19 protein-coding genes are annotated in these 24,185 nt (G+C 71.8%); 10 read left to right on the top strand and 9 right to left on the bottom strand.

From position 1 onward, the window contains the following. The first annotated feature begins 3 nt into the window (after positions 1-3). A complete protein-coding gene (locus ACFQTY_RS05870) occupies positions 4-1,326 on the top strand; it encodes an ATP-binding protein (protein WP_291759348.1) in 1,323 nt (440 codons plus the stop codon). A 110-nt stretch (positions 1,327-1,436) separates the two neighbouring features. On the opposite strand, the gene ACFQTY_RS05875 is transcribed toward ACFQTY_RS05870, so the two are convergent. Continuing rightward, a complete protein-coding gene (locus ACFQTY_RS05875) occupies positions 1,437-2,024 on the bottom strand; it encodes a GtrA family protein (RefSeq protein WP_291759345.1) in 588 nt (195 codons plus the stop codon). 142 nt (positions 2,025-2,166) lie between these two features. On the opposite strand from ACFQTY_RS05875, the gene ACFQTY_RS05880 reads away from it, so the two are divergent. Continuing rightward, positions 2,167-3,345, top strand: coding sequence for a 5-(carboxyamino)imidazole ribonucleotide synthase (locus tag ACFQTY_RS05880; protein ID WP_378098505.1), 1,179 nt, complete (start codon positions 2,167-2,169; stop codon positions 3,343-3,345). Between the two features lie 14 nt (positions 3,346-3,359). Here ACFQTY_RS05880 and ACFQTY_RS05885 read toward each other — a convergent pair whose 3' ends face one another. Then, entirely contained in the window at positions 3,360-4,256 is an 897-nt protein-coding gene (locus tag ACFQTY_RS05885) for an LCP family protein (RefSeq protein ID WP_291759339.1), read from the bottom strand. Positions 4,257-4,981: 725 nt separating this feature from the next. Between ACFQTY_RS05885 and purE the strand changes: the two genes are divergently transcribed. Next, on the top strand, positions 4,982-5,515 hold the full coding sequence (purE, locus tag ACFQTY_RS05890; RefSeq protein WP_378098509.1) for a 5-(carboxyamino)imidazole ribonucleotide mutase: 534 nt from the start codon (positions 4,982-4,984) through the stop codon (positions 5,513-5,515). Between the two features lie 85 nt (positions 5,516-5,600). On the opposite strand, the gene ACFQTY_RS05895 is transcribed toward purE, so the two are convergent. Together ACFQTY_RS05895 and rfbB are read right to left on the bottom strand one after the other, a co-directional pair. Beyond that, on the bottom strand, positions 5,601-6,875 hold the full coding sequence (locus ACFQTY_RS05895) for an LCP family protein (RefSeq protein ID WP_291759334.1): 1,275 nt from the start codon (positions 6,873-6,875) through the stop codon (positions 5,601-5,603). Positions 6,876-6,948: 73 nt separating this feature from the next. Continuing rightward, a complete protein-coding gene (gene rfbB / locus ACFQTY_RS05900; RefSeq protein ID WP_378098513.1) occupies positions 6,949-7,944 on the bottom strand; it encodes a dTDP-glucose 4,6-dehydratase in 996 nt (331 codons plus the stop codon). Positions 7,945-8,132: 188 nt separating this feature from the next. On the opposite strand from rfbB, the gene ACFQTY_RS05905 reads away from it, so the two are divergent. The 6 genes from ACFQTY_RS05905 to ACFQTY_RS05930 all read left to right on the top strand — a co-directional run bounded on the left by ACFQTY_RS05905 (position 8,133) and on the right by ACFQTY_RS05930 (position 15,901). Next, on the top strand, positions 8,133-10,142 hold the full coding sequence (locus ACFQTY_RS05905) for a DUF4214 domain-containing protein (protein WP_378098515.1): 2,010 nt from the start codon (positions 8,133-8,135) through the stop codon (positions 10,140-10,142). A gap of 106 nt (positions 10,143-10,248) precedes the next feature. After that, positions 10,249-11,304 carry a glycosyltransferase gene (locus ACFQTY_RS05910; RefSeq protein WP_291759326.1) on the top strand — a complete coding sequence of 352 codons (1,056 nt, stop codon included), beginning with the start codon at positions 10,249-10,251 and terminating at the stop codon, positions 11,302-11,304. Beyond that, positions 11,301-12,371 (top strand): UDP-N-acetylglucosamine 2-epimerase, encoded by a 1,071-nt coding sequence (locus tag ACFQTY_RS05915; protein ID WP_378098517.1) that lies wholly within the window; start codon positions 11,301-11,303, stop codon positions 12,369-12,371. Before ACFQTY_RS05910 ends, ACFQTY_RS05915 begins: the two co-directional genes overlap by 4 nt. Next, on the top strand, positions 12,361-13,101 hold the full coding sequence (locus tag ACFQTY_RS05920) for a glycosyltransferase family 2 protein (protein ID WP_291759320.1): 741 nt from the start codon (positions 12,361-12,363) through the stop codon (positions 13,099-13,101). The genes ACFQTY_RS05915 and ACFQTY_RS05920 overlap by 11 nt, the downstream gene beginning before the upstream one ends. Next, complete coding sequence (locus ACFQTY_RS05925) at positions 13,098-14,375, top strand: lipopolysaccharide biosynthesis protein (RefSeq protein ID WP_291759318.1); 1,278 nt, start codon at positions 13,098-13,100, stop codon at positions 14,373-14,375. Before ACFQTY_RS05920 ends, ACFQTY_RS05925 begins: the two co-directional genes overlap by 4 nt. Beyond that, entirely contained in the window at positions 14,372-15,901 is a 1,530-nt protein-coding gene (locus ACFQTY_RS05930) for a hypothetical protein (RefSeq protein ID WP_291759315.1), read from the top strand. Before ACFQTY_RS05925 ends, ACFQTY_RS05930 begins: the two co-directional genes overlap by 4 nt. Positions 15,902-15,962: 61 nt before the next feature. Here ACFQTY_RS05930 and ACFQTY_RS05935 read toward each other — a convergent pair whose 3' ends face one another. After that, a complete protein-coding gene (locus ACFQTY_RS05935) occupies positions 15,963-17,168 on the bottom strand; it encodes an ABC transporter ATP-binding protein (protein WP_378098521.1) in 1,206 nt (401 codons plus the stop codon). Further along, positions 17,168-18,088: an ABC transporter permease gene (locus ACFQTY_RS05940; RefSeq protein WP_291759311.1), complete on the bottom strand. Its 921-nt coding sequence runs from the start codon at positions 18,086-18,088 to the stop codon at positions 17,168-17,170. The genes ACFQTY_RS05935 and ACFQTY_RS05940 overlap by 1 nt, the downstream gene beginning before the upstream one ends. Before the next feature lie 144 nt (positions 18,089-18,232). Between ACFQTY_RS05940 and ACFQTY_RS05945 the strand changes: the two genes are divergently transcribed. Further along, positions 18,233-20,158 carry a DUF4214 domain-containing protein gene (locus ACFQTY_RS05945; RefSeq protein WP_291759308.1) on the top strand — a complete coding sequence of 642 codons (1,926 nt, stop codon included), beginning with the start codon at positions 18,233-18,235 and terminating at the stop codon, positions 20,156-20,158. Positions 20,159-20,208: 50 nt separating this feature from the next. Here the strand turns inward: ACFQTY_RS05945 and ACFQTY_RS05950 are convergent, their stop codons facing one another. Genes ACFQTY_RS05950 through ACFQTY_RS05960 form a run of 3 tightly spaced genes read right to left on the bottom strand, consistent with a single transcriptional unit; the run spans position 20,209 to position 24,123 of the window. Beyond that, positions 20,209-21,684 (bottom strand): glycosyltransferase family 4 protein, encoded by a 1,476-nt coding sequence (locus ACFQTY_RS05950; protein WP_378098523.1) that lies wholly within the window; start codon positions 21,682-21,684, stop codon positions 20,209-20,211. Further along, positions 21,681-23,210, bottom strand: a complete 1,530-nt coding sequence (locus tag ACFQTY_RS05955; RefSeq protein ID WP_378098525.1) for a glycosyltransferase family 4 protein — start codon at positions 23,208-23,210, stop codon at positions 21,681-21,683. The genes ACFQTY_RS05950 and ACFQTY_RS05955 overlap by 4 nt, the downstream gene beginning before the upstream one ends. Positions 23,211-23,214: 4 nt before the next feature. Beyond that, the gene (locus ACFQTY_RS05960) at positions 23,215-24,123 is read right to left on the bottom strand and encodes an FkbM family methyltransferase (protein WP_291759297.1); all 909 of its coding nucleotides are present in this window, start codon (positions 24,121-24,123) and stop codon (positions 23,215-23,217) included. Positions 24,124-24,185 lie beyond the last annotated feature (62 nt).

Below are 24,185 nucleotides of genomic sequence, written 5' to 3' on the forward strand. Positions count from 1 at the left end.
CCGGTGCGCCGTCGCGTCCTGCAGGCCACGATCGCGGCGGTCACCGTCGCGGTGGTGCTGCTGGGGTTCCCGCTCGCCTTCCTCGGCGCACAGCTGGTGCGCGAGAGCGAGATGCGTGGGCTCGAGGCCCGTGCGACCTCCGCAGCCCGGGCCGTCGACTTCCGGATCGACCAGCAGATCGACCTCACGGACACGATGCTCGAGCCGTACACCGGGGGTGGCGGGGACATCGCCTCCTCCGTCGTGGTGCACGGTCCGGACGGCTCCGTGTACACGGCCGGTCCGACGATGTCCGGCCGAGTCCTGTCCGTCGACGTGACCAGCAGCGACGGCGCCTCGGTGGCGTTGTACGTCTCCTGGTGGGACGTGTTCTGGCGATCGGCGCGGGTGATCGCCCTCGTCGTCGTCGCAGCCGTCGTCGCGTTCGCCGCGGGGATCGCGATGGCCATCTGGCAGGCGAACCGCCTCGCGGCGCCACTCGTGTACCTGGCAGCGTCGGCCGAGCAGCTCGGCTCCGGCCAGGTGCGCCCGCACCTCGACCCGTCCGGCGTGGAGGAGATCGACCTGGTCGCCGCCGAGCTGGCGCGCAGCGCGGACCGCATGGCCGGTCGGCTGGCCGCCGAGCGGCAGTTCGCGTCGGACGCGTCGCACCAGCTCCGGACCCCGCTGACGGCACTCACGATGCGGCTGGAGGAGATCACGCTGACCACGGGCGAGCCCGAGGTCAAGGAGGAGGCGCGGATCTGCCTCGAGCAGGTCGAGCGGCTGGTGCGCGTCGTCGACGACCTGCTCTCACGCTCGCGCAAGGCGCAGGGCGGCACCACGGAGGCCGTCGTGCTGTGGGAGGTGGTGCACCAGCAGGAGGAGGAGTGGGAGCGTCCCTTCGCGGTGGCGGACCGCGAGCTCGTCGTCGACGTCGACCGCACCACACAGGTGCTGGCCACCCCGGGGGCACTCGCCCAGGTGCTCGCGACCCTGATCGAGAACTCGCTGAAGCACGGCGCCGGCACCACGACGGTCCGGGCTCGTAGCGGTGGACCCTCCGGTGCGGTGGTGGTCGAGGTGGCCGACGAGGGTCAGGGCGTGCCCGACGACCTCGCCCCGCGGATCTTCGAGCGCGAGGTGACGTCCGGCGCCGGGACCGGTCTGGGGCTCGCGCTGGCCCGGGACCTGGTGAACGCGGACGGCGGCAGGTTGGAGCTCGCGCAGCGACGCCCCGCGGTGTTCGCCCTGTTCCTGGCCGGAGTACCGGCGGCGCTCGCACCCGACGTCGTGCTGCCTCGCGGCGCCGCGGTGTCCTCCAAGGGAGAGCGCCGGCGGCGCTGACCGCAGGCTCGCGGGCGCGTCCGTCGACCACCGGCACCGCTGGTGCAGCGGCATGCCGCACGGGTCACTGCGTCCGTACCGCCACGAGGTGGCGGCCTGCCATGGAGGGGTCAGACCGTCTCGGCGACCGCGTTCGCGCCGGCCGTGGAACCCGTGAACACCCACTTCTTGTAGCCGACGTACCGCAGCACGGTCGCCGCAGCGATGCCGATGACGGTGGAGACGTTGTCCGCAAGCGGACCGGCGAGCGCCAGCGTGTAGCGCGAGAACGCCAACGTCCCCACGGGGACCAGGGCGCCGACGACGTTGATCGCGCCGTAGACGACCAGCTCGCGCGCACCGCGGTTGGTCCTGTGCTCGGAGAAGGTCCAGTACCGGTTGCCCACCCAGGACACCAGGGTCGCCAGCGTGACCGAGAGGATCTTGGCGGTCAGCGGCTTGTGCCCCAGCAGGTGACCCGGGCCGTAGAGCAGCAGGTTGAACAGGCCGAGATCGACGACGAAGGAGAGGCCGCCGACGGCGAGGAAGCGTGCCATCTCCCAGAGCCACGCGCGCAGGGCGGCCAGGTTCAGCCGGCCGCCCACGGTGAAGCGGCCGGAGAGCGGCTCCTCGAGCAGCAGAGCGTCGTCCTCGGCCACGGCCCGGGTGTGGGCCCGGTCCAGGGCATGGGGGACGAGGGTCTCGTCTGCGGCTGTCACCCGGAAACCATATCGCCGGAGCCTGAGCGCGGCCTGGGCAAGGATCGGCGAGCGGTGCGACCTCCACCACACTCCCACATCGGTTCTCAGTTTGCGCCCATGAGAGGCCTTGCCGACGCCCGCGCAGTTACGCTCCTGCACCGTGACATTCCCCGTGGGCAGCCCTCCGGTGGTCGCGGTGGTCGGTGGCGGCCAGCTGGCGCGCATGATGACGCCGGCTGCGACCGCGCTCGGCCTGCACCTCCGCGTCCTCGTCGAGTCGGCCACGTCGTCCGCGGCGCAGGTCGTCGTCGACTCGCCGGTGGGGATGCCACGCGAGCCGGGCGTCCTCGAACAGCTCGCCGAGGGTGCGGACGTGCTGACCTTCGAGCACGAGCACGTCCCGAACAGCGTGCTGGACGCACTGGCAGCGCGTGGCGTGGCGGTGCACCCGTCCGCCGGTGCGCTGCTGCACGCGCAGGACAAGATCGTCATGCGGTCACGGCTCACCGCACTCGGGGTCCCGTGCCCGGAATGGGCGCCCGTCTCCACCGAGCTGGAGCTGACGGAGTTCCTCGAGGGCCACGGCGGCACCGGGGTGGTGAAGACGTCCCACGGCGGGTACGACGGCAAGGGCGTCCGGGTGGTCTCCTCGGCGGACGAGGTGATCGACTGGCTCGCGGCCGCGGCGGACGGCTCCGGAGCACCACTGCTGGTGGAGGAGCGGGTGCCGTTCAGCCGCGAGCTGGCTGCCCTGGTGGCGCGGCGGCCCTCCGGCGAGCTGGTCGGCTGGCCGGTGGTCGAGTCCGTCCAGGTGGACGGCGTCTGCTCGGAGGTGACCGCACCGGCTCCCGGTCTCCACCCGGCGACCGAGGCGCGCGCCCAAGCCGTCGCCCGTGCCGTCGCGGAAGGCCTCGACGTCACGGGAGTGCTCGCCGTCGAGCTGTTCGAGGTGCCGGACGAGGCCGGTGGGCCGCCCCGCGTTCTCGTCAACGAGCTCGCCATGCGTCCGCACAACAGCGGCCACTGGACCATCGACGGCGCGGTGACCAGCCAGTTCGAGCAGCATCTGCGGGCCGTTCTCGACCTGCCTCTGGGCGACCCCTCGCCACGGGCTCGCTGGACCGTGATGGCCAACGTGCTCGGTACCTCGCTGCCCGACCCCACCGCCGCCCTGCCGGCGGTCGCTGCGGCGGACCCGGCGGCCAAGGTGCACCTCTACGGCAAGGAGGTGCGTGCCGGACGCAAGCTCGGCCACGTGAACGTCAGCGGCGAGGACCTCGAGGACGTCCGCGACCGGGCCCGCCGCGCCGCAGCCCTGATCCGCGGCGACAGCGTCTGAGGCGGGAGGTCACCTCACTTCGGGGTGCCTCCGACGGTGCCGGCCGGGAGCTTGCCGTCCCTGATCTGGGCGAAGAAGGTCGGTGTGGCCGCCGGGTCGAGCTGCACCGCCGCCCCCACGTTGCCGGGGCGGTAGTCGAGGTTCTTGATCGGCGGCGTGCCCGTGATGCCCTTCGGGCCTGTCGCGGCCCGGAAGTCGAGCGCGAGGCGGCCGAGGTCCAGCACGCCGGTGGCGTCGTCGACCGTCAGCGAGTCCGTGCCCGCCCGGACAAGGGCCACCTGCTTGCCCGGGGCCAGGAGGACGGACGGCGAGGCGGCGACCTTGGTGATCGCCGAGATCACCTGCCGCTGGCGCGCCGTCCGGCCGACGTCCCCGGTCGGGTCGGAGTAGCGCATCCGCGAGAAGGCCAGCGCCGTCGTCCCGTCGACCGTGCGGCAGCCCGGCGTCCACACGAGCCCGCTCAGCTGGTCGTTGACGTTGAGGTCGGAGCACAGGTGGACGCCGCCGACCGCGTTCACCACGGTCTCGATGCCGCCGAACCCGACCTCGACGTAGTGGTCCACCTTCATCCCGGTCAGCTTCTCCACGGTGGCGACCAGCAGCTTGGGGCCACCCCAGGAGTAGGCGGCGTTGATCTTGTTGGAGCCGTGCCCGGGGATGGGGACGTAGCTGTCGCGCGGGATGCTGATCAGAGCGGTCGGACCGCTGGTGGGCACGTGCAGCAGCAGGATGGTGTCGGACCGCGCTCCGGCGGTGCCGTCCTGCATGTCCGCCGGCCGCTGGTCGGAGCCGGCGAGCAGGTAGGTGGTCCCCGGTGTGGCCGCCGCTGCGGACAGCGCGGAGACGTGGTGCAGGCGGCCGTTCGCCCACATGGCCAGCCCAACGGGCCAGGCCAGGAGCAGCACCAGCACCAGGACGAGCGTCAGGACGACGGCACGACGGCGACGGTGGACTCGGGTGCGTCCCGCCGGTCCCGGCCCTGTCGCCGGCCGTTCCGTCTGACCGTTCCGCACCGGTGCGGCAGCGCCGACCTGCGGTACGGGACGGCCGGAGGAGGAGACGGACCGCCGAGCAGCCGCCGGCGGTCGGACCGGTGCGGGTATCGCGCGCGTCGAGCCCGGAGGCCTGCCGTCGTGGCCCGGGCGCGGGTCCGCGTTCGGCACGGCCCGGTCGATGCGGGTGGGCGTCGGCTCGGCCGCCGGTGCGGCACCAGGGACAGCGGGTCGTGACTGGCGCCGCGGCGGTGCTGCAGGTGGGACCGCCGGTGGTGCGGCCGCGGGCGGGACGGGCCGGCGAGGCGTCGCCGGGCGGCTCGGGTGCGACGTGCCCACGACGATCGGCGAGTCCTCCCCGCCATCGGGGCGAGGGCGCCGGGCACCGGGGTCGAAGCTCGGTGGCGGCGTCCCAGCCGCACGTCGCTCGTTGCTCACTGGTCCTCCTCGGTGCCGCCCCTGGTCCCGACCGGTCGGGCCGGGTGCTCGTCGATCGTACGGAACGGACCCCGCTCCGACCTGGCGAGTCGGGCGCGCCGCGCGGCTGCGACCGGCCGGCTGGCCAGGACGGATGCGGCACCCGTCGGCGGCGGGGCGGCATCATGGGACCGCCCGCAGCAGAACGCACCGCACCGGAGGACGCCATGCCAGCACAGCCGCTCGTCGGGATCGTCATGGGTTCCGACTCGGACTGGCCCGTGATGGAGGCTGCCTCGGCTGCGCTCGCGGAGTTCGAGGTGCCGGTCGAGGTGGACGTGGTGTCGGCCCACCGTCAGCCAGACAAGATGCTCCACTACGGCCGCACGGCTGCGGACCGAGGCCTTCGGGTGATCGTCGCGGGGGCCGGCGGCGCGGCGCACCTGCCGGGGATGCTCGCGGCCGCCACTGCCCTGCCCGTGATCGGGGTCCCGGTGCCGCTGGCGCACCTGGACGGCATGGACTCGCTGCTGTCCATCGTGCAGATGCCGGCCGGGGTGCCCGTGGCGACCGTGTCGATCGGCGGCGCCCGGAACGCCGGCCTGCTCGCGGTCCGGATCCTCGCCAGCGGCGCCGACGAGCAGGCCGCTCGCCTGCGGGCCGCGATGGTGGCGTTCCAGGAGGGCCTGCGGGAGGTCGCCGAGCGCAAGGGCGAACGTCTCCGTGCCCTCGGCCGGCAGCGGACGGGCTTCCAGGCCTGAGCTCCGAGCCCCTGGGGCGCACCCGGCGTACGTCGAGGCCTCGGCCGTCACGACCGGAGCCCCCAGGCGGACGGCCGGCGACGGCTCAGGAGCACGAACCGGTGTTGTCCGCGGAGGTGAACGCCTCGTGGCCGGCCGACTTGGACGCCGACGGTGCCGGTGCGGCAGGGGTCGCTGCGGCAGCCGGTGGCGTCGTGGTGCCCGCCTTGGTGCCGCCCGCCGCGCTCGTCTTGGCCGGCGTGCTCGCCGTCGTCGGCGTCGGCTGCGCCGCCTCCTGGAGGATCGGTTTGTCGGCCGCCATGTTGGCCCAGATGGCAGTCGCGGCCGACGTCCACACCAACCGGTTGGGGTCGCTCGGCGCCGGTCCCGTGGGGATCGTCATGAACACCACGTTGTCGCGGTTGATGTTGCGCAGGTTGTAGGCCAGCCCGGTCAGGTTCTGCAGCTGCAGACCGGAGTCGGTGGTCAGCGAGCTCGTCGCGGCGGAGAGGAACGAGACGAGGTTCGGCACGTTGGTCAGGACCTTCTTGGAAAGGACCTCGTTCACCATCGCCTGGATCAGTCGCTGCTGGTTGCCGATCCGGTCCAGGTCCCCGCCGTCGCCGACGTTGCCGTGCCGGGCGCGCGCCAGCTCCAGCGCCTGCTGGCCGTTGAGCACCTGCTGCCCAGCCGGGAGGTTCAGACCGCTGTACGTGTCGTGCAGGGCGTGCGGGATGCACATCGGCACACCGCCGATCGCGTTGACCATCGCCTGGAAGCCCGCGAAGTCCACGACCGCGAAGTGGTCGATCGCCACGCCGGTGTTCTGCTGGACGGTCTTGATCGCGCAGGCGGCCGCCGACGCCATGTCGCCGCCCATGTCCCAGCCGGTGGCGAACGCCGAGTTGAACATCGCGCTGCTGCTGGCCCGCGACGACTTGCCGTTGGTCGCCTGGCACACCGGGATCTTGACCAGCGAGTCGCGCGGGATCGAGACGAGCTCGACGCGGGACCGGTCCGCGGAGATGTGCACCACGATCGCGGTGTCCGACCGCTGCCCGGAGTCGTTGCCGCCGATCGACGCGTTGACACCGGCCCGTGTGTCGGAGCCCATCACCAGGATGTTCACCGGCTGGCCGGCGTTCGGGTCGCCGGGCTTGGCGACGGCCTTCGACGACGGGCGCGGGCCCGTGAGGCCGCTCACGTCGACCGTCGTGATGTTGTTCTGCAGGCGCTGCGCGACCGCCACCGCGCTCGACGCGCCGAACACGACGAGCGCGACCGCCGCGAGGGCGACGCCTCGTACGGCGTTGTGGCTCTTCAGGCCGCGCGCATGGCGGGGCTGCTGCGCATGCGGCACTGACTGGTGGCGGGCTGGCACGGGTCGATCCTAGGAGCGGCGTCGGGGGGCGCGGCGGAGCGGTCGGACAGGCGCAGTGGAGGATCTGTGCAGATCAGCGCCCCAGCTGGGCGTACTTCGCCTCGGTCGCGTCCTTCTGCGGGCGCCACCAGGCCTCGTTCGCCCGGTACCAGTCGATCGTGGCGGCCAGGCCGTCGCGGAACGTCGTGTACTGCGGTCGCCAGCCCAGCTCGTCGCGCAGCTTCGAGGCGTCGATCGCGTACCGCAGGTCGTGACCGGGGCGGTCGTTGACGTGGTCGTAGGCGGTCGGCTCCTGGCCCATCAGCTCGAGGATCAGCTCGATGACCGTCTTGTTGTCCTTCTCGCCGTCCGCGCCGATCAGGTACGTCTCCCCGATGCGGCCCTTCTCGAGGATGGTCCACACCGCGGCGTTGTGGTCGTCCACGTGGATCCAGTCCCGGACGTTCTCCCCGGTGCCGTAGAGCTTGGGCCGCACGCCGTCGACCACGTTGGTGATCTGCCGGGGGATGAACTTCTCGACGTGCTGGTACGGCCCGTAGTTGTTCGAGCAGTTGGAGATCGTCGCCTGCACACCGAAGCTGCGGGCCCAGGCGCGGACCAGCAGGTCGGACGACGCCTTCGTGGACGAGTACGGGCTGGACGGGTTGTACGGCGTGTCCGGCGTGAACTTCGCCGGGTCGTCCAGCTCGAGGTCGCCGTACACCTCGTCGGTGGAGATGTGGTGGTACCGCACACCGTGGCGGCGCACCGCCTCCAGCAGCTGGTAGGTGCCGATCACGTTGGTGCGCACGAACGGCCACGGGTCGTGCAGCGAGTTGTCGTTGTGCGACTCGGCGGCGAAGTGGACCACCACGTCGACGTCCTTGACGAGGGTGTCCACCACGTCGGGGTCGGCGATGTCGCCCTTGGCGAAGACGACCTTGCCCTCGACGGGGTCCAGGCTGCGCTCGTCGCCCGCGTACGTGAGCGCGTCGAGCACCGTCATGTGCACGTCCGGGTGCTCGCGCACCGTGTGGTGGACGAAGTTGGAGCCGATGAACCCGGCTCCGCCGGTGACGAGCATGCGCATGCGGTCCTCCTGAGCCAGAGACGGCGTGGAGTCTATCGATCCGGCCGGTCCCGTCCGGACGCCTCCATCTCCAGGACGGGCGCCTCACTTTCCAGGACGATTCAGACAGTGCTGGCGCGGAACCTTGACCCGACCGGGTGATCGACCGAATCTCCTTGTGACCGCCCCGGCCATCGTCAGGATCAGCCATGCACCAGCCCGTCGTCCCGTTCGCACTCATCGTGGCCCTGGCCCTCCTGGTATCGGGGCCGATCGTCGACGGGCAGCAGCACACGTCCGGAGGGCAGGCGCCGTCCTCGGCCGGGGCGCTGGAGCAGGGGGCACCCGCGGCGCCGACCGTCGAAGGAGTCAGCGGAGGAGGTCCGACGGACCCCGTGACGGTGAACCAGATGGCGGTCGCCGTGTCCCCGGCAGGCTCGACCGGCACGGGGACGCCCTCGGCCGCGGCGTCACCGACGGCGTCGCCCTCGGCGTCCCCGTCGGGCGCACCCTCGGCCGCTTCGTCCGATGCGCCGCCCGTCGCGCCGTCCGCGCCGGTCGTCGCGGCGGCGAAGGACCCGAGCGGCGTCGTCGAGACCGCTCCCATCGACACGACGTCGGTCCAGACGGTCGGCATCACCTGGCCGGCCGGCCAGGACGTCGCGACGCTGCAGCCTCAGATCCGCACGAAGGTGGGCGACACCTGGTCGAGCTGGCAGCCTGTGCCGCAGCCTGACAGCGCCCCGGATCCCGGCTCGGCCGAGGCCGCCCGCGGCAGGTCCGGCACCGACTCCGTCTGGATCGGCTCGGTCGACGCGGTGCAGGTCGGCTTCGCCGCGAAGAGCACCGCTGCCATGACCGATGTGAAGGTCGCGCTCGTCGGGTCCAAGGCCGCGACGACGCAGGCGCAGCCGGCCGTCTGGAGGCCCTCGGGCGCCGTCTCGCACGCCCCGTCCGCCCGACCTGCGGCCGCTCTCGCGACGTCTGCCGTGGCGGCGCCGACCATCATCAGCCGGGACCAGTGGGGCGCGGCACCGGAGGCCTGCACACCGGCCGTGGCGTCGACGCTCGTGGGTGCCGTGATCCACCACACGGCCGACACCAACAGCTACACCACGGTCGCGCAGGCCGAGCAGATGATCAGGAACGACCAGGCGTACCACATCAACGTCCGCGGCTGGTGCGACCTCGGTTACAACTTCGTCGTCGACAAGTGGGGAAACATCTACGAGGGTCGGGCGAACAGCGAGACCGAGCCGGTCATCGGTGTGCACGCCGGCGGCTTCAACACCGGGACGCTCGGCGTGGCGATCCTCGGCGACTACACCAGCCTCGTCCCCTCCGCTGCGACGCAGGAGGCGCTCGCCGAGCTCATCGGCTGGCGGCTCGCGGCGTACGGCCGCAACCCGGGCGGGATGATGACCTACACGACCTACGGTGGCGAGACGTCGCGGTGGCCGACCACCACGACGGGCACGACCGTCACGGAACCCGTCGTGATGGGCCACCGTGATGTCGACTACACCTCGTGCCCGGGCGACGGGGCGTACTCGACGCTCGCATGGATCCGTGATCGCGCCAGCAAGATCGCGTTCTCGGAGCCACTGGTGCAGGCGCTGTACAGCGACATGCTGCAGCGGCCCGTCGATCCGACCGGTCTGTCGACATGGACCGCCGCACTGATGGCGGGCACCGGGGCGAGCGCGCTGGGTGACCAGATCGCGCACAGCGCCGAGTACGTCAACCGGCGGGTGGTCGAGGCCTACGCGCAGATCCTGGGCCGGACCCCGGACCCGACCGGGCTGGCGACCTGGAGCCAGGCGATCATGTCCGGACGCCTCCGGGTGGAGGACCTGCGTGGCCAGCTGATCCAGAGCGACGAGTACTACGCCCGTGCGGGCGGGACCGACCCGGCGTACGTCGCACGGCTCTACCAGGACATCCTCGGCCGGGCGCCGGCGGCCTCCGAGGTCAGCTCCTGGGTCAGCCAGATCCCGAGCCGCGGCCGAGGCATCGTGAGCAACGGGGTGTGGCGGTCGCTGGAGAGCGCGCAGCGGCGCGTGAACGAGGCCTTCGGGATCTACCTCGGGCGTTCTGCGGACCCCACCGGACTGTCCACCTGGGCGCCGTACTGGCAGGCGAACGGTGAGGACGCGTTGCGGGCCATGATCATCGGCAGCGACGAGTACCTCTCTCGGGCGGTCAGCCGCTTCCCGTGACGTTCCGGGACCCCCGGATCCGCTCGACGTTCCCGTGCCCCGGTAGACTTCCGCGGGCTCCGCGCCGCACGCGGGGCCGTCTGTCAGCCGTGAAGGGGAGTTCCGAGTGCCTAGCCCTGCCCCGGACCTCTCGGTGGTGATCCCCAGTTACCAGAGTGAGCCCTACCTGCCTTCGACGCTGGCGGCCTGCGCGGCTGCCCTGGCCAGGACGTCATGGCGCGCCGAGGTCGTCGTCGTGGACGACGGGTCGACCGACGGCACCGACGCGCTCGTCCGCGAGCTGGCGGCCTCGTTCCCGGTGCCGCTCCACCTCGTCCGCCAGTCGAACAAGGGCCGGTTCCTGGCCCGGTGGGCGGGGATGCAGGAGGCGACAGGCCGCCTGGTCCTGCTGCTCGACAGCCGGGTGCTTCTCGACGGAGACGCGCTGGTCACCGTGGAGACGGCGATGGCGGCCGACCCGGCCCTGACCGTCTGGAACGGCCATGCCGTGACGGATCCGCAGGCGCCACTCGTCGGGCACTTCTGGGAGGTCCCCGTGCACGTCTTCTGGGGCGGATGGCTCGGCAGCCCCAGGCCGGTCAGCTTCGGGATCCAGGACTACAACCGGTACCCGAAGGGCACCGGCGTGTTCCTCGCTCCTCGCGAGGTCCTCATCGAGGCGTGCCGTGAGGCATGGCCGACCGGGGACGCCGCCCTGGCCAGCGACGACACGAAGGTGATCCGCGGCATCGCGGCCCGCACGCCGATCCATCTCGACCCCGGCTTCCGTGCGGTGTACCGGCCGCGGACCTCGACGGGTGCGTTCGTGCGGCACAGCCTCGGCCGTGGAACCTTCCTGGTGGACAGCTTCGGCGGGATCTCCTTGGGATGGTCCGCGGCGCTGGTCGGGCTCGGCGTGGCGCCGCTGGTGGCTCTGGCCCTCCTCTGGTGGCTGGCTGCAGCGGGAGCCTGGGCCCTGATCGGATGGCTGGTCGTGGCGGGACTCCTGGCCGTGCTCGCGCCGGCGGCGGTGGCTGCCGCCCACGGCTGCTCCCGTCGTGGGCTCGCTGCGTACGTCGCCTATCTCCCGGTGTTCGTCCTGCCGTACTGGCTGGGTCTGCTGCGGGGCCTGCTCGTGCACCGTGCCGCGCTCTCCGTCGGGACGGGGACGGTGGCCCGATGATCGTCTTCTGCTACGGGACGACGGCGGAAGCCATCAAGCTCGCACCGGTCATGCGCCGGCTGGAGCAGCGCGGTGTCCCGTTCCAGCAGTGGGTCACCCTGCAGCAGGCCGACACCGTTCTGGACGCCCTGCCCGGCCTGGGCGTGCCCGACCCCGACCACGTGCTCGCGGTGGGCCGGGGCGGCCGACCCCTGCGCGGGCCGCTCGACGTCGTCGCGTGGCTCGGGCAGATCGGCCGGTGGGCGCTGCGGAACCGTCGGACGCTTCGGGGTCGGCGCGGGCGGGACGTCGTGGTGGTCCACGGGGACACGATGACGAGCGTCGTCGGCGCCCTGCTGGCGCGTTCGATGCGGATGGACAGCGCCCACGTGGAGGCCGGTCTGCGCTCCGGCAGCTGGCGGCACCCGTTCCCCGAAGAGCTGGACCGCCGCATCGTCGGCCGGCTCGCGACCGTCCACTATGCGCCGACCGAGGTGGCGGCTGGGCACCTGGCGGGTCGCGACGTCGTGATGACCGGGGGCAACACCGTGATCGACGCCGTGCGTGACCGCGTCCGCGGCGCCTCGGACGCGGGGACGGGGGAGACGTACGGCGTCGTGCTGCTGCACCGCTTCGAGTTCCTCGGCAACGGGTCGCTCGTCCGGCAGACGCTCCAGACCATCGTCACCGAGAGCCGGTCCCCGGTCGTGATGGTGGTCGACGACCTCGCGAGGCACTCGCTGGGGGCCGTGTTGCCAACGCTCCCGCCTGACCGCGTGCGGGTCGTGGACAAGATGCCGCACGCCAGCTTCACGCAGCTGATCGCCGGAGCCGACTTCATCGTGACGGACAGCGGCGGGGTGCAGGAGGAGGCGGCCATGCTGGGCGTGCCCACCCTCGTCCATCGTCGAGCGACCGAGCGGGGCGAGGGCCTCGGCGTCAACGTCCTGCTGTCGGGCTGGGACATGGGGGTGCTGCGAGAGTTCCTCGGCGACGTCGAGTCGCTTCGCACGGTCCCGCAGGACGACGGTGTCTCGCCGTCGCAGATCGTCGTGGAGGACCTGGTGAGGCGGGGTTATGGGGACTGAGTCGGCAGCCGTCAGCGTGGTGGTGCCCGCCTACCAGGAGGAAGCGAGCATCGTGCCGGCGCTCACCCGGCTCCTCGACGTGCTTGACCACGCCGGCCGAGAGTTCGAGGTGGTCGTCGTCTGCGACGGGTGCACCGACCGCACCGCAGAGCTCGCCAGGGGCATCGGACGCACCGAGGTGCGCATCGTGGAGTACCAGCCGAACCAGGGCAAGGGCCACGCCCTGCAGACCGGTTTCGCTGCCGGTACCCACCCCCTCGTCGCGTTCCTCGACGGCGACATGGACCTCGATCCCGTCGTGCTCCCTGGCTACCTCGCGCGGATCGAGGCCGGCGAGGCGGACATGGTCGTCGGCTCGAAGGTCCATCCGGAGTCACAGGTGGCCTACCCGCTGACCCGGCGCGTCGCGAGTCGAGCCTTCCGGCTCGCCACGCGGCTCGTGATCGGCCTGAACCTCGGTGACACGCAGACCGGGATCAAGGCGATGCGACGGGACGCCGTCGCCGAGGCGCTGGCGCACTGCTCCTCCCGCGGCTTCGCCTTCGACCTCGAGCTGCTCGCCCGGCTGGTCGACCACGACGTGCGGGTGGTCGAGGCGCCCGTCGTGCTCGAGTACGAGTTCACCTCGACGATGGGTCCGGGTGCGGCGCTGGAGGCGCTGCGTGACCTCGTGGCGGTCGCCCGACGCCGTCACGTGCTGGGGCAGCACCACCATCGGGACGTCGCGTGAACGAGCGACGCGCCATGCGCCTCGGCTACCTGCGGCGGCACGCGGCACCGTTGGCGACGGTCGGCGCAGTGAGCGTCGTCGGCATCCTGGCCTCGACGCTGTTCCAGGCCCTGACCGGGCGAGGTCTGGGTCCTGCCGCGTTCGGGCTGCTCGCTGCGTTCCTGTCCATCGTCAACATCGCCGCCATCGGCGCCTCGGCGCTGCAGAACTCCGTCGCTGTGGCGACCGCGCGGACGCTCAGCGGTGCACCGGACGCACCCGCTGCTCCTCGGCGGTGGGACGGCGCGATGGTGGAGGGTGTCGCTCTCGGCGGCGGCGGCGCGCTCGTGGTCGCCGCGTTGGCGGGTCCGCTGAGCGGCCGGCTGGGCACCAGCGTGATGGCGGTCCTGCTTGCGGCCGCCACGGTGCTCCCGAGCTTCCTGTTCTCCGTCGCCCAGGGGAGGCTGCAAGGTGCCGGGCGCGCGACTGCGGTGGCGGGCTGGTCCACGGCGTCGCAGGTGCTTCGGCTCGTGCTGGCCGGTGTCGCGCTGCTGGCAGGTCTCGGAGCCGTCTCGATCCTCGTGGCGGTCCTCCTCGCGATCGGTGCTGCAGCGCTCGCAGCCGCGATCCAGGCGGACCGTGCCGGGCTGCGCACGTCGACGTCGGCGTTCACCAGGAACAGCGTCGTGCTCATCGGGCTGACGTTGGCCTTCGCCTGGTTGACCAACATCGACGTCATGCTGGTGCGCACCGGCGCGCCCGAGCACCCGGCCGGCATGTTCGCCGCAGCGGCCGTGCTGGCGAAGCTGATCCTCATCGTGCCGACGACGCTCTCGCTGTACCTCTTGCCGCGGTTCGTGAACCGTCGCGAGGACCACGGGGCGATGCGCTTCGGTGTGAACGTCGTGCTGCTCACCGTGCTGGGGACCGGACTGCTCGGAGCCGGCGCGCTCGCGATCCTGGGCGGCTTCGTCATCCGCCTGTTCTTCGGCTCCGGCTACGCCGATGCCGTGGGCCTGCTGCCCGCGCTCGCGCTCGCGTACGTGCCGTGGGCGCTCTCGCAGGGCCTCCTCATCCGCCTGACGGCTTCGCGTTCCAGGCGCGCGCTCGTCGTGCTGCTGGCGGCGTCGGTCGCGCAGTGGGTGCTCGCTCGGCAGGTGCTGCCGGACCTGCGTGCGATGACCCTCGTGATCGGGGTCCTCGGCGCGATCGTCGCCGGCGTCTTCTACCTGCTCCATCACTTCAGCCGCGCTCAGTCCCCCGCGGCTCCGACCGCCCCGGAGTCACTTGCATGAGGCTCGTCCGTACCGCCGGCTGGTGGGCCCTCGGCACCTTCCTGATCGCCCTGGCGCTGCTGCCAGTGGCCCGGGTCCCGATCCTCGGAGACGACCTGCACGCCTACTTCGAGACGTACGCGCTCGCGCACGGCAGCGCCTGGCGTGCTCTGACGTTCGGCTGGGGTCAGGGGATGAAGGCTGGGCACTTCAACCCGGTCGGCCAGGCGATCGGTGCGCTCTACCACTTCGGCGCCTTCGCCTTCTCGTCGAGCACGGGCATGAGTCCGCAGCGCTACCACGTCGCGGGCGGGGCTGTGCTGCTCTGGCTGACGGTCCTGGCCGCGGCGGCCGTCCTCGTCTGGGGCGTCCGCCACGCGGCCGCGAGCCGCGTCGTGGAGCGCCTGACGTTGCCGCGTGCGTTCGCGCTGGTCGCCGGGGTTGTGGCCGTCTCGCTCGAGCTGCACCCGTGGACGAACGACCCCGTCAGCACGTTCGCCATGGCCGGTTGGGGCTCGGCCGCGATCGGCTTCCTGGTTCTGGGCCTGGCCCTGCGCGCAACCGTGCCGGGACGCGCTGGGTGGGTCGATGTGCTCCTGGTCGCCGTGGTCGGTTCGATCGCGGTCCTGTACTACGAGGAGCTGACCGGCATGGTCGCCGGGGCAGCTGCCGTGTACCTGCTGGTGGGCGTGCGGGCGCGGCGGCGCGGTGACCGAACGGGGGTTCGCCGTGTGGTCGTGCTCGCCCTGGCGGGCGTCGTGCTGCCAGCCGTCGTCTTCGTGCTGGGCCGATACCTCGCCATCCCCTCCGACGTCAGCAACTACACGGGAACAGCCGTCGCGTTCGGCCCTCGGGGGCTGGCGACGTGGTGGGCGGCCATGGTGGGTGCCCTTCCCGGCGGCGGCCTCCCGTTCCTCCTGAGCAACGCGGGCGGGGCGGCGCTGACCCTCACCTCGTTGGCCCTCGGCCTGGCGATGGTCGTGGGCCTCGGTGTGCTGGCTGTCGCGTGGCGTTCCGCTACGCCTCTCCCGGAGCCGGCGGGGTGGTCATGGCTCCCGTTGGTGGTCGGCATCTGCGTCGGCTGGGCGCTCACCACGGCCACGCAGGCGTTCACCCCGAAGTACATCGAGGAGATCCAGATACCGGGACAGGTGTACCTCTACTACTCGGTGGGGGTGGTGAGCGCCGCGCTCCTCATCTCCTGGGTGGTCGTCGCGCACGCCCGGGGCCTTGCCCGGCTCGCCCCTGCCCTCCTGATCGTGGTGGGCGCGTTCGCCATGGTGCAGGTGCCCCTGAACTGGCAGCTCGGCGGCATCAGCGCGAGCGCCTACACCGTCAACCACCAGCTCTCCCGGGTCGCGTCCGACGACAACGTCCCGTCCGCGGCGCGTTGTGCCGCAGTGCTGGCGTTCGCCGAGCGTCCGTGGCCCGACTACTACCGCAAGGCTGTGGTGACCAACGCGATCACGGACTTCCAGCTGGCCTTCGGGACACCGCTGTGCCCCGACCCGGAGGTCGACGCGAAGGTGGACGCGCTCGTGAAGTGACGGCGCTGGTCACCGCCGCGGATCGCGCGGGACGGTGACCCGCCGTGCGGGGTGTCTCTTCTCAGGCGCGCTGGAACGTGGAGTCCACCGCGAGGGGGCCCTGGCTCCGACCGTCACCCTGGACCTGCAGGCTGGTCGCCTCGAGCACCCGGTGGATCTCGTGGCCGTCCCTGCCGACGAGGTCTGCACGTACGGTGTACAGCCCCTCGCCGAGGTTGATGTCCGGCAGGCGGAAGTCGAACATCGCCGGGCCGTCGAGCGGCGGCGTCTCGACGTCGAGAAGCTGGGTGTTGGTGCCGAAGACGGTGGTACCCATCGCCGTCTGCAGCCCCACTCCCAGCACCCAGTCGGACAGGGAGCCCTCCGGCTCGACCTGGACGCGCACCCGGATCGAGTCCCCGGTGCGGACCTCCGTCACCTGCTCGCCGGTCCGGTCGTCGACGACGGCGGCCCACCCGATGCGGCCGGCAGGGAGTGCACCCGCGGCGGTTGCGGTCGCTCGCGCCTGAGCCCGTTCGATCTCGTTCTGCCGGGTGGACTCGAAGTCGGCGCGGAGCACCCGGAGCGCCTGCTGCGGCTCCCCGTCGGCCACGACGCGCCCGCGCTCGAGGACGAGTGCCCGGTCGCACAGCTCCGCCACCTGGTCCAGCGAGTGCGTGACCAGCACGATCGTGCGGCCCTCGTGCTGGAAGCCGCGGATCCGCTCCATGCACTTGCGCTGGAACGGCTCGTCACCGACGGCCAGGACCTCGTCGACCAGCAGGATGTCGGGGTCGACGTGGACCGCCACCGAGAAGGCGAGCCGGACGTACATGCCGGAGGAGTAGAACTTCACCTGCGTGTCGATGAACGGCTCGATGCCGGAGAAGTCGACGATCGCGTCGAAGTAGCGATCCGTCTGCGCACGCGAGATGCCGAGGATGGCCGCGTTCAGATAGACGTTCTCGCGTCCTGTCAGGTCCGGGTGGAAGCCCGCGCCGAGCTCGAGAAGGGCAGCGAGGCGGCCACGCAGCTGGACCGAGCCCGTGTTGGGCTGGATGATCCCGCCGATCAGCTTGAGCAGGGTCGACTTGCCGGAGCCGTTGGGACCGATCAGCCCGACCGTCGTGCCGGAGCCGATCGTGACGTTGACGTCCCGGAGGGCCCAGAAGTCGTCCTTGTGCAGGTTGGAGCGGCCGAAGTTGACCAGACGCTCCTTGAGGGACTTCTCCTTGCGGATCACGAACCGCTTCGAGACGTCGCTGATGTCGATGACGGGCGTGGACATCACAGCTCCTGCGCGAAGTTGCTCTGGAGCCGTGCGAACACCCGCTGGCAGATCCACAGCGCGAGCACAGACACCGCGAGCGCGGCCGCCAGCATCTTGCCGAGACCGGCGGGGTACGGCTCGTCGGACCCCGCCACCCAGAGTGACCGCTGGAAGCCCAGGACCACGAGGGTCATCGGGTTCGACAGGTACAGGTCGAGCAGCAGGCCCTTGATGTGGCTGCCGACGAACTTCCAGGCGTACAGGATCGGCGACGCCCACATCAGGATCATGATCAGGATCTCGATGAGGTACTGCACGTCCCGCAGGTAGACGTTGACGGCGGCGAGCAGCAGGCCGACGGCGGTCGACCACACGATCAGCACGGCGAGTGCGAGGAAGAAGTATCCCCACCGCCGACCGGTCGGGATCTCGCCCATCAGCACCGTCGCCCCGAGCAGGATCACCATCTGGATCGCGAAGTTGAACAGCGCCGCGCCCACCACGCTCAGCGGGTAGACCTCGCGAGGGACGTAGACCTTCTTGACGAGTCCGGAGTTGGCGACGATCGAACCCGTCCCACCGACCACGATGTCGCTGAACAGCTGCCAGGCAGTGAGGCCCGAGAAGATGAAGATCGCGAAGCCCGGGATGCCGCCCGGTCGGCCCGGGACCTGCTCGGCGCCGAGGAACTTGCCGATGGCGACGTAGTAGACGAGCAGCATCGCCAGCGGCTTCGCCAGGCTCCAGAAGAACCCGAGGACGCTGTCCTTGTAGCGGGCCTTGAGCTCACGGCGGATCAGCAGGTCCAGGAGCTCGCGGTGCGCGTGCAGGTCCGCCACAGAACGCCAGGTACCGGTGACGAACCCGGGGCGCGGGCCGGCCGGGCGCATCGGCTCGGCTGCCAATCGCTCCGCGCGCGACTGGCTCTCGATAGTCATCGGCTCCCAACATCCATCCTGTCGGCCGTGCCGACGACTGCCAGCACACAGTACCCGCCCGTGCGGCACACCGGTCGCGGGAAGGGCTCAAGGGCGGCCGTCAGTGCGACGATGGAGAGTACACGCCGTACCGAGAGGATCTCGATGTCTGCCAGGCATGCCCTTGTCCGACCGCTGGTCGTCCTGGCAGCGACCGCGCTGCTGGTGGGCGCAGGAAGCCCCGCGCTGGCGGCGACCGAGCAGTCGTTGCCGACGGTCACCAGTCCGATCGGCAACTACGGGTTCACCGGCCACGGATACGGGCACGGACGTGGGATGGGCCAGTACGGCGCGCTCGGCTACGCCCTGAACTACGGGTGGGGCTACCAGGACATCGTCGGCCACTACTACGGCGGCACCGCCTTGACGCCCACAGGGCAGAACCCGCTGATCACCGTCGACCTGACCCGCTTCGACGGGCGCACCACGGTGGTGCAGGGCTACCGGCTCAGCGTGAACGGCGTGGCGGTCCCGGCGGACCCGACGACGGGGTACTCCTACCTCCAGGTCTCCTTCGACGCGTCCGGCAACTACACGGCGCTGAGCTCGAGCGGCTGCTCACCGTCGGGCAGCTGGCAGCCCTTCACGACCGGCAGCGGCAACGCCGTGATCGCGTCGCCCGACCAGACGAGCCCGCACCTCGTGCGGACCTGCGAGAGCGGCGTCTCCTACGGGTACCGCGGCGTGCTCGTCGCTGCCGGCGGGTCGGGGGGTCCCCGGACCTACAACGTCCTCGGTGTGGAGGACTACGTCCGTGGGGTCGTGCCGCGCGAGTCGCCCGCGTCCTGGGGCGACCTGGGCGGTGGCAAGGGCATGCAGGCCCTCATGGCGCAGGCCGTCGCCGCGCGCAGCTACGCGCTCGCCGGGACGACGCCGGGCTCCGCGCCAGGTGTGATCTGCGACACCACGTCGTGCCAGGTGTTCATGGGCACGACCAGGTCGTCGGTCGACGGTCCCAGCTCGGTGGCGGCAGGCAACCTGACGATCATCGAGGACTCTCGCTCGGAGGTCGCCGTCGCGAACACCTTCGGGCAGGTGATGATGGCGGGCGGGCGCATCGCCCGGACCGAGTTCAGCTCCTCGACCGGCGGCTGGACGGTCGCCGGCACGTTCCCGGCCGTCGAGGACCTCGGCGACGCCGTCTCGTACAACCCGTACCACAACTGGTCCACGAGCATCAGCGCCACCGACATCGCCGCGCGCCTGGGGATCTCCGGCGTGAGCGCGATCAACGTCACGCAGCGAAACGGGCTCGGCGACCTCGGCGGACGGGTCCTGCAGGTGCAGGTCGTGGACGGCAGCGGTGCGAGCCACACATACAGCGGCGCGGGCTTCCGCAACGCGATGGGGACGAGCACGTTCAGGTCGGACTGGTTCGCCGTGACCGGCGTGACCCCCGGCCAGGCGCAGGCCGTGGTGCAGGCGCTCTACCAGGACGTTCTCGGCCGGGCGCCGGACCCCACGGGCCTCGCAGGCTGGACGGCCACCGTGCAGTCCACCGGTAACGGCCAGGTCGTGGCCAACGGGATCGTGTACTCCAAGGAGCGGCTGGTGACGCTGGTGAGCGCCCAGTACCGCGCGGCGCTCGGTCGTGAGCCGGAGACCGACGGCCTCAACAACTGGGTGGGGTACCTGGAGCGCGGCGCCGGGGTGTCGGACCTGCAGATCGGCATCTACGCGTCGCAGGAGTCGCTCAACGTGCTGGGCGGCGGCGACACGGCTACCTGGGTCGGCGCGATGTACGCCTCGATCCTGGGCCGGACCGCCGCACCGTCGGAGCTTGCCCAGTGGACGCAGGTGGCGCTCACCCAGGGCCGGGTGCGGACCGTCACGGGGATCGCCAAGTCCAGCGAGGCGGGGCTGCACCGGCTCGACGCCTACTACGTCCAGTACCTCGGCCGGCACCTCGACCCGACGGGTGCTTCGACGTGGCTGCCGTACATGAACGGTGCCGGTGACTTCCAGGTCCCGGGCTTCATCGGCGGCAGCATCGAGTACTGGAACAGGGCGCAGGTCCGCTACCCGTCCTGACGGGTGACCGACCGGTGTGACGGTCCGGCAGCGCTCCGGCTGCCAGGCCGTCACCGGTTGGTCGCGACGAGGTACTGCCAGGTCTCCTCGGCGTACTGCTGCCACGTCCGCGCCGCACGCCCGCGCGCCTGGGCCACGAGCTCGTGGTGGAGGACGTCGTCGGTGAGCAGGGCGCGCATCGCGCTGGCGACCGCGGCGTCGTCCCGCGGGTCGACGGTGAGCGCACCGCCACCCTCCGCGATCTCGAGCATGCTGCCGAAGCTCGACGTCACCACCGGCGTGCCGCTGGCCAGCGACTCCGCAACGGGCAGCCCGAAGCCCTCGTTGAGCGACGGGAAGACGGTGCAGCGGGCCAGCGCGTAGAGCGCCCAGAGCAGCCGGTCGGACAGCCCGAGCACTGACTCGACCGGACGGCCGGCGGCCGCGAGCTCGGCCAGCCGCCGCGAGAAGCCCTCACTCTTCCAGGCGTTGCCGCCGACGAAGACCAGCGAGAACTCGACGCCGTCGCGCCACAGGCGTTCGGCGGCATGCAGAACTGCGAGGTGGTTCTTGCGCGGCTCGTGGCTGCCGACGCAGAGCACCATGGGTAGCGTCGGGACGCAGTACCGGGCGGACGCCTCTGCCAGCGCCGCCGGATCGGGTGTCACCGCCTCCACGGCCAGGGTGATCTCCCTGATCTCCGGTCCCTCGAGGCCCATGCTGCGCACCATCGTCCGCCAGCCCTCGTACTCGCAGGCGGCGGCTCCCGAGATGGTCGCGATCCGGTGTGCGTGCCGCAGCGCTGCCAGCTCGAGCACGAAGCGCGGCGGCACGTCGTCGGCGGCCGTCTCGGCGGAGGTCAGCGGCACGGTGTCGAATCCGATCGCCGCACCACGTGAGCGCGAGAAGCGCAGCAGCGCCTGCATGCGCCGGGTGCGCCCCTCCTCGAGGACCACCTCCGGCAGCACGTACGTCGCCTGCCACGGGACCAGCACCCGCCGCTCCTTCGGAGGGTGGGGCACCGACGGACGGCCCTTCACCGAACCGCCGAGGGCGCGGCCGAGCTCGGGCGCCGTCAGCGGTCGCATCGCCCGGTGGTCCAGGTGCCAGCCCGCAGCGTGCAGGTCGTGACGCGCCACCCAGTGCCGCATCGTCTCCCTGGTCACCCGCTGGATACCGGTCCCGAGGGAGGTGCGCGCGAGGTGCTCGATGTCGATCACCGGGCCGCTGACGACCTCGACGATGGCGGCGCGGTCCTCCGGGTGCCCCAGCTCCATGGCCGCGTCGATGACGGCCTGGGGACCGCCGAACCGTGCCGCCCGTCGCGCGGTGACCACCTCGTCGGCCGTCGGCAGGGCGCCGGACAGCACGGCGAGCGTCAGCCACACGACATCGTCACGCGGCGTCGTCAGATGCGCCTCGAGGACGGTGCGCGCGTGCGCGGCTTCCACCTTGTGGCCCTCGAGCGTCGTCGCGAGGAGGGCCATCCGGACGGGTGCTGGCGACGGCGTCCGGGACCGACGGCGGGCCTTGGCGAGGACGGTCATCGTGCTGCCTCCTCGACGACGAGCGCGTCCCACAGCTCGTCCGCGTAGGTCCTCCACGACTTGGGCGTGTACGCCCGCGCCTCGGCCCGGAGTCGCTCCAGCAGCTCGGGCTCCGTCAGCACGCGGCGCAGCGCCGCCTCGAGCTCGTCGTCGTCGCGGGGGTCGACGAGCAGGCAGCCGCCCGCGGCGGTGGCGATCTCGCGGGTCGAGCCGTAGTCGGTGGTCACCACAGGTGTGCCGCAGGACAACGACTCCGCGACGGGTAGGCCGAAGCCCTCGTGCAGGGAGGGGAACACCGTGACGGTCGCGGACGCCGTGAGCGACCACATGTCCTCGTCCGGCAGGACGCCGTGGTCCACGATCGGGCGTCCGTCCCGCAGAAGGCGCGCCACCGTTGCGTCGTACGCCCGCACGTCCCAGCCCGGTCCGCCCACGAAGTGCAGCTCGAAGTCCAGGCCGTCCCGCCACAGGGCCTCGGCGACGTGCAGCACGGCGAGGTGGTTCTTGTGCGGTTCGTGGCTCCCGAGGCAGAGCAGCAGGGGACGGTCGCCGCCGGCGGTCGACTCCCGACGTACCACCTCCGTCGCCAGGCTCACCTCGACCACCTCGGGACCGGCGATGCCCTGCGCCGCGAGTGCCGACGCGAAGCCCTGGAACTCGGTGGCCGAGGACACGCTGATCGCGGCGATCCGCCGCGCGTGCTTCAGCATGCTGAGGTACCGCACGAAGGTCGTCGCGTCCGCGAGCGGGCGCAGGTCGATGCTGGTGACCGGGATCGCGTCGTAGCCGATCGCGACGACCGTGCTGCTGGAGGACTCGGCAAGCGCGGACAGGGGGATGGCGCCGGCTGACGGGGGCACCTCTGCCAGGACGAGCGTGCACCGCCACGGCACGCACAGCCTGGGCAGCCCGGTCGGCGCGGCATCGTCTCCGGCCCACGGCTCACCGTGCCGCAGAACCCGATGCGTCTCGCGCTCGGTGAGCCGTCGATGGCCGGCATGACCGGGCGCCCAGGCCACCAGGACGAGCGAGTGCCGCTCGGACCAGAGCGCGCTGACCTGCCGCGTAACGCGCTGGATGCCCGTCTGCTTGTCGTTGCGCGCCGAGAAGTCCGCCTCGACCACCACCGCGTCGCTGACCACGTCCATCTCCATGGGCGGCAGCGTCCGCGCTGCGGCGGCCTGCCGGGCGTGCTCCAGGAGCAGCAGCTCGACATCGGTCCGGTCGGCTGCGAACTCGATCGCCCGCCGGGCCCAGGCCTGGTCCTGCGGGCTGGGGTACGCGCCCACCACGGCCGTGAGCACGAGCCAGAGCTCGGCTGGCGAGGCCGTGCGCACATGGGCGGCGAGCGGGGGCAGCAGCTGGGCGGCGTCGCGAGCGGGTTCCGGGTCGCGTTCCGGCAGGGTGTCGAGCAACACCTCCGCTGCGGCGCGCAGGCGCTGCGCGAGGCAGCAGAGGCGGTCGCGCTCGATCGCCTCGCGGTTCGAGTCGATGGAGGACGGGCCGAGGTTGCGGGATCTCGACACGCGATCAGCCCCGAGTGCGCGAACGGACCGACCGCAGCGGGGCCGTGACTCGCCACGAGATCGTCGCGCGCATCGCGGCCAGCTCGGCCCGCAGCCGTTCGGCCTCGTCGTCGGACGGCGGCGTCGCGCTGCGTGCCCATCCCTCGAGAGCCAGTGCGCGCCATCGCAGCACCTCGTCGAGCAGCTCGCGGCGCTCCTCGCGTGCGTCGCGAGCCACCCTGGTGTCGTAGACGTCATGAGGGCAGGCGGGGTACGAGAGCGCCGCCGCCAGCTCCTCGTGCTCCGCGGCCACGTAGAAGCGGGAGAGGCCGTCGAACAGGCACAGGCGGTAGTCGGCCGCGAGCACCCCGTCCTCCCAGGCCATGTGGCTCGGCTCCGGGCTCAGCGGGTTGGTCGCCTCGACCACGAGCACCCACGGGCGCCACCGGTGGAGATCGACGCTGGCGAGCACGGACCGTTCGGCGCCCTCGACGTCGATGAGCAGGAAGTGGATGGGCTCGTCCGGTGAGAGGTGCTCCTCGAGGACGTCGTCGAGGCGGCGCGCTGCCACCTCGATGTCGCGGTGCGCCCACCCGTTGCCCTCGTGCGACGTGCTGACCGCGTCGACCAGCGTCGAGAGGCCCGTGCCCGGGATCTCGTGGAGCGTCACGGTGTGCACGTCGGCATCCGTGATCGCCGCCTCGACGAGGGTGTCGCGCGGCCGCAGCTCGCGGTGCAGGGACGCGTAGACCGGCACGGGCTCGACGGTGATGCCCGACCAACCGGCGTCGTAGAACGCCTTGGTGACCGACATCTCGGACGGGTGGTTGGCGCCTACCTCGACGTACCGACCGGCCGTGACGTGCTGCAGTGCCCGCCAGAGGACCACGTCCTCGCCGTTCTGGGCATAGGACAGGAAGACGGACTCAGGCACCGGACGAGCATAGGGGACCTCCCGAAGGCAGGCCCGCGACGCTGGGACCGGCAGCGCGGGTG

The organism is Cellulomonas sp. T2.31MG-18 (genome assembly GCF_964266755.1).
Lineage (GTDB): Bacteria > Actinomycetota > Actinomycetes > Actinomycetales > Cellulomonadaceae > Cellulomonas.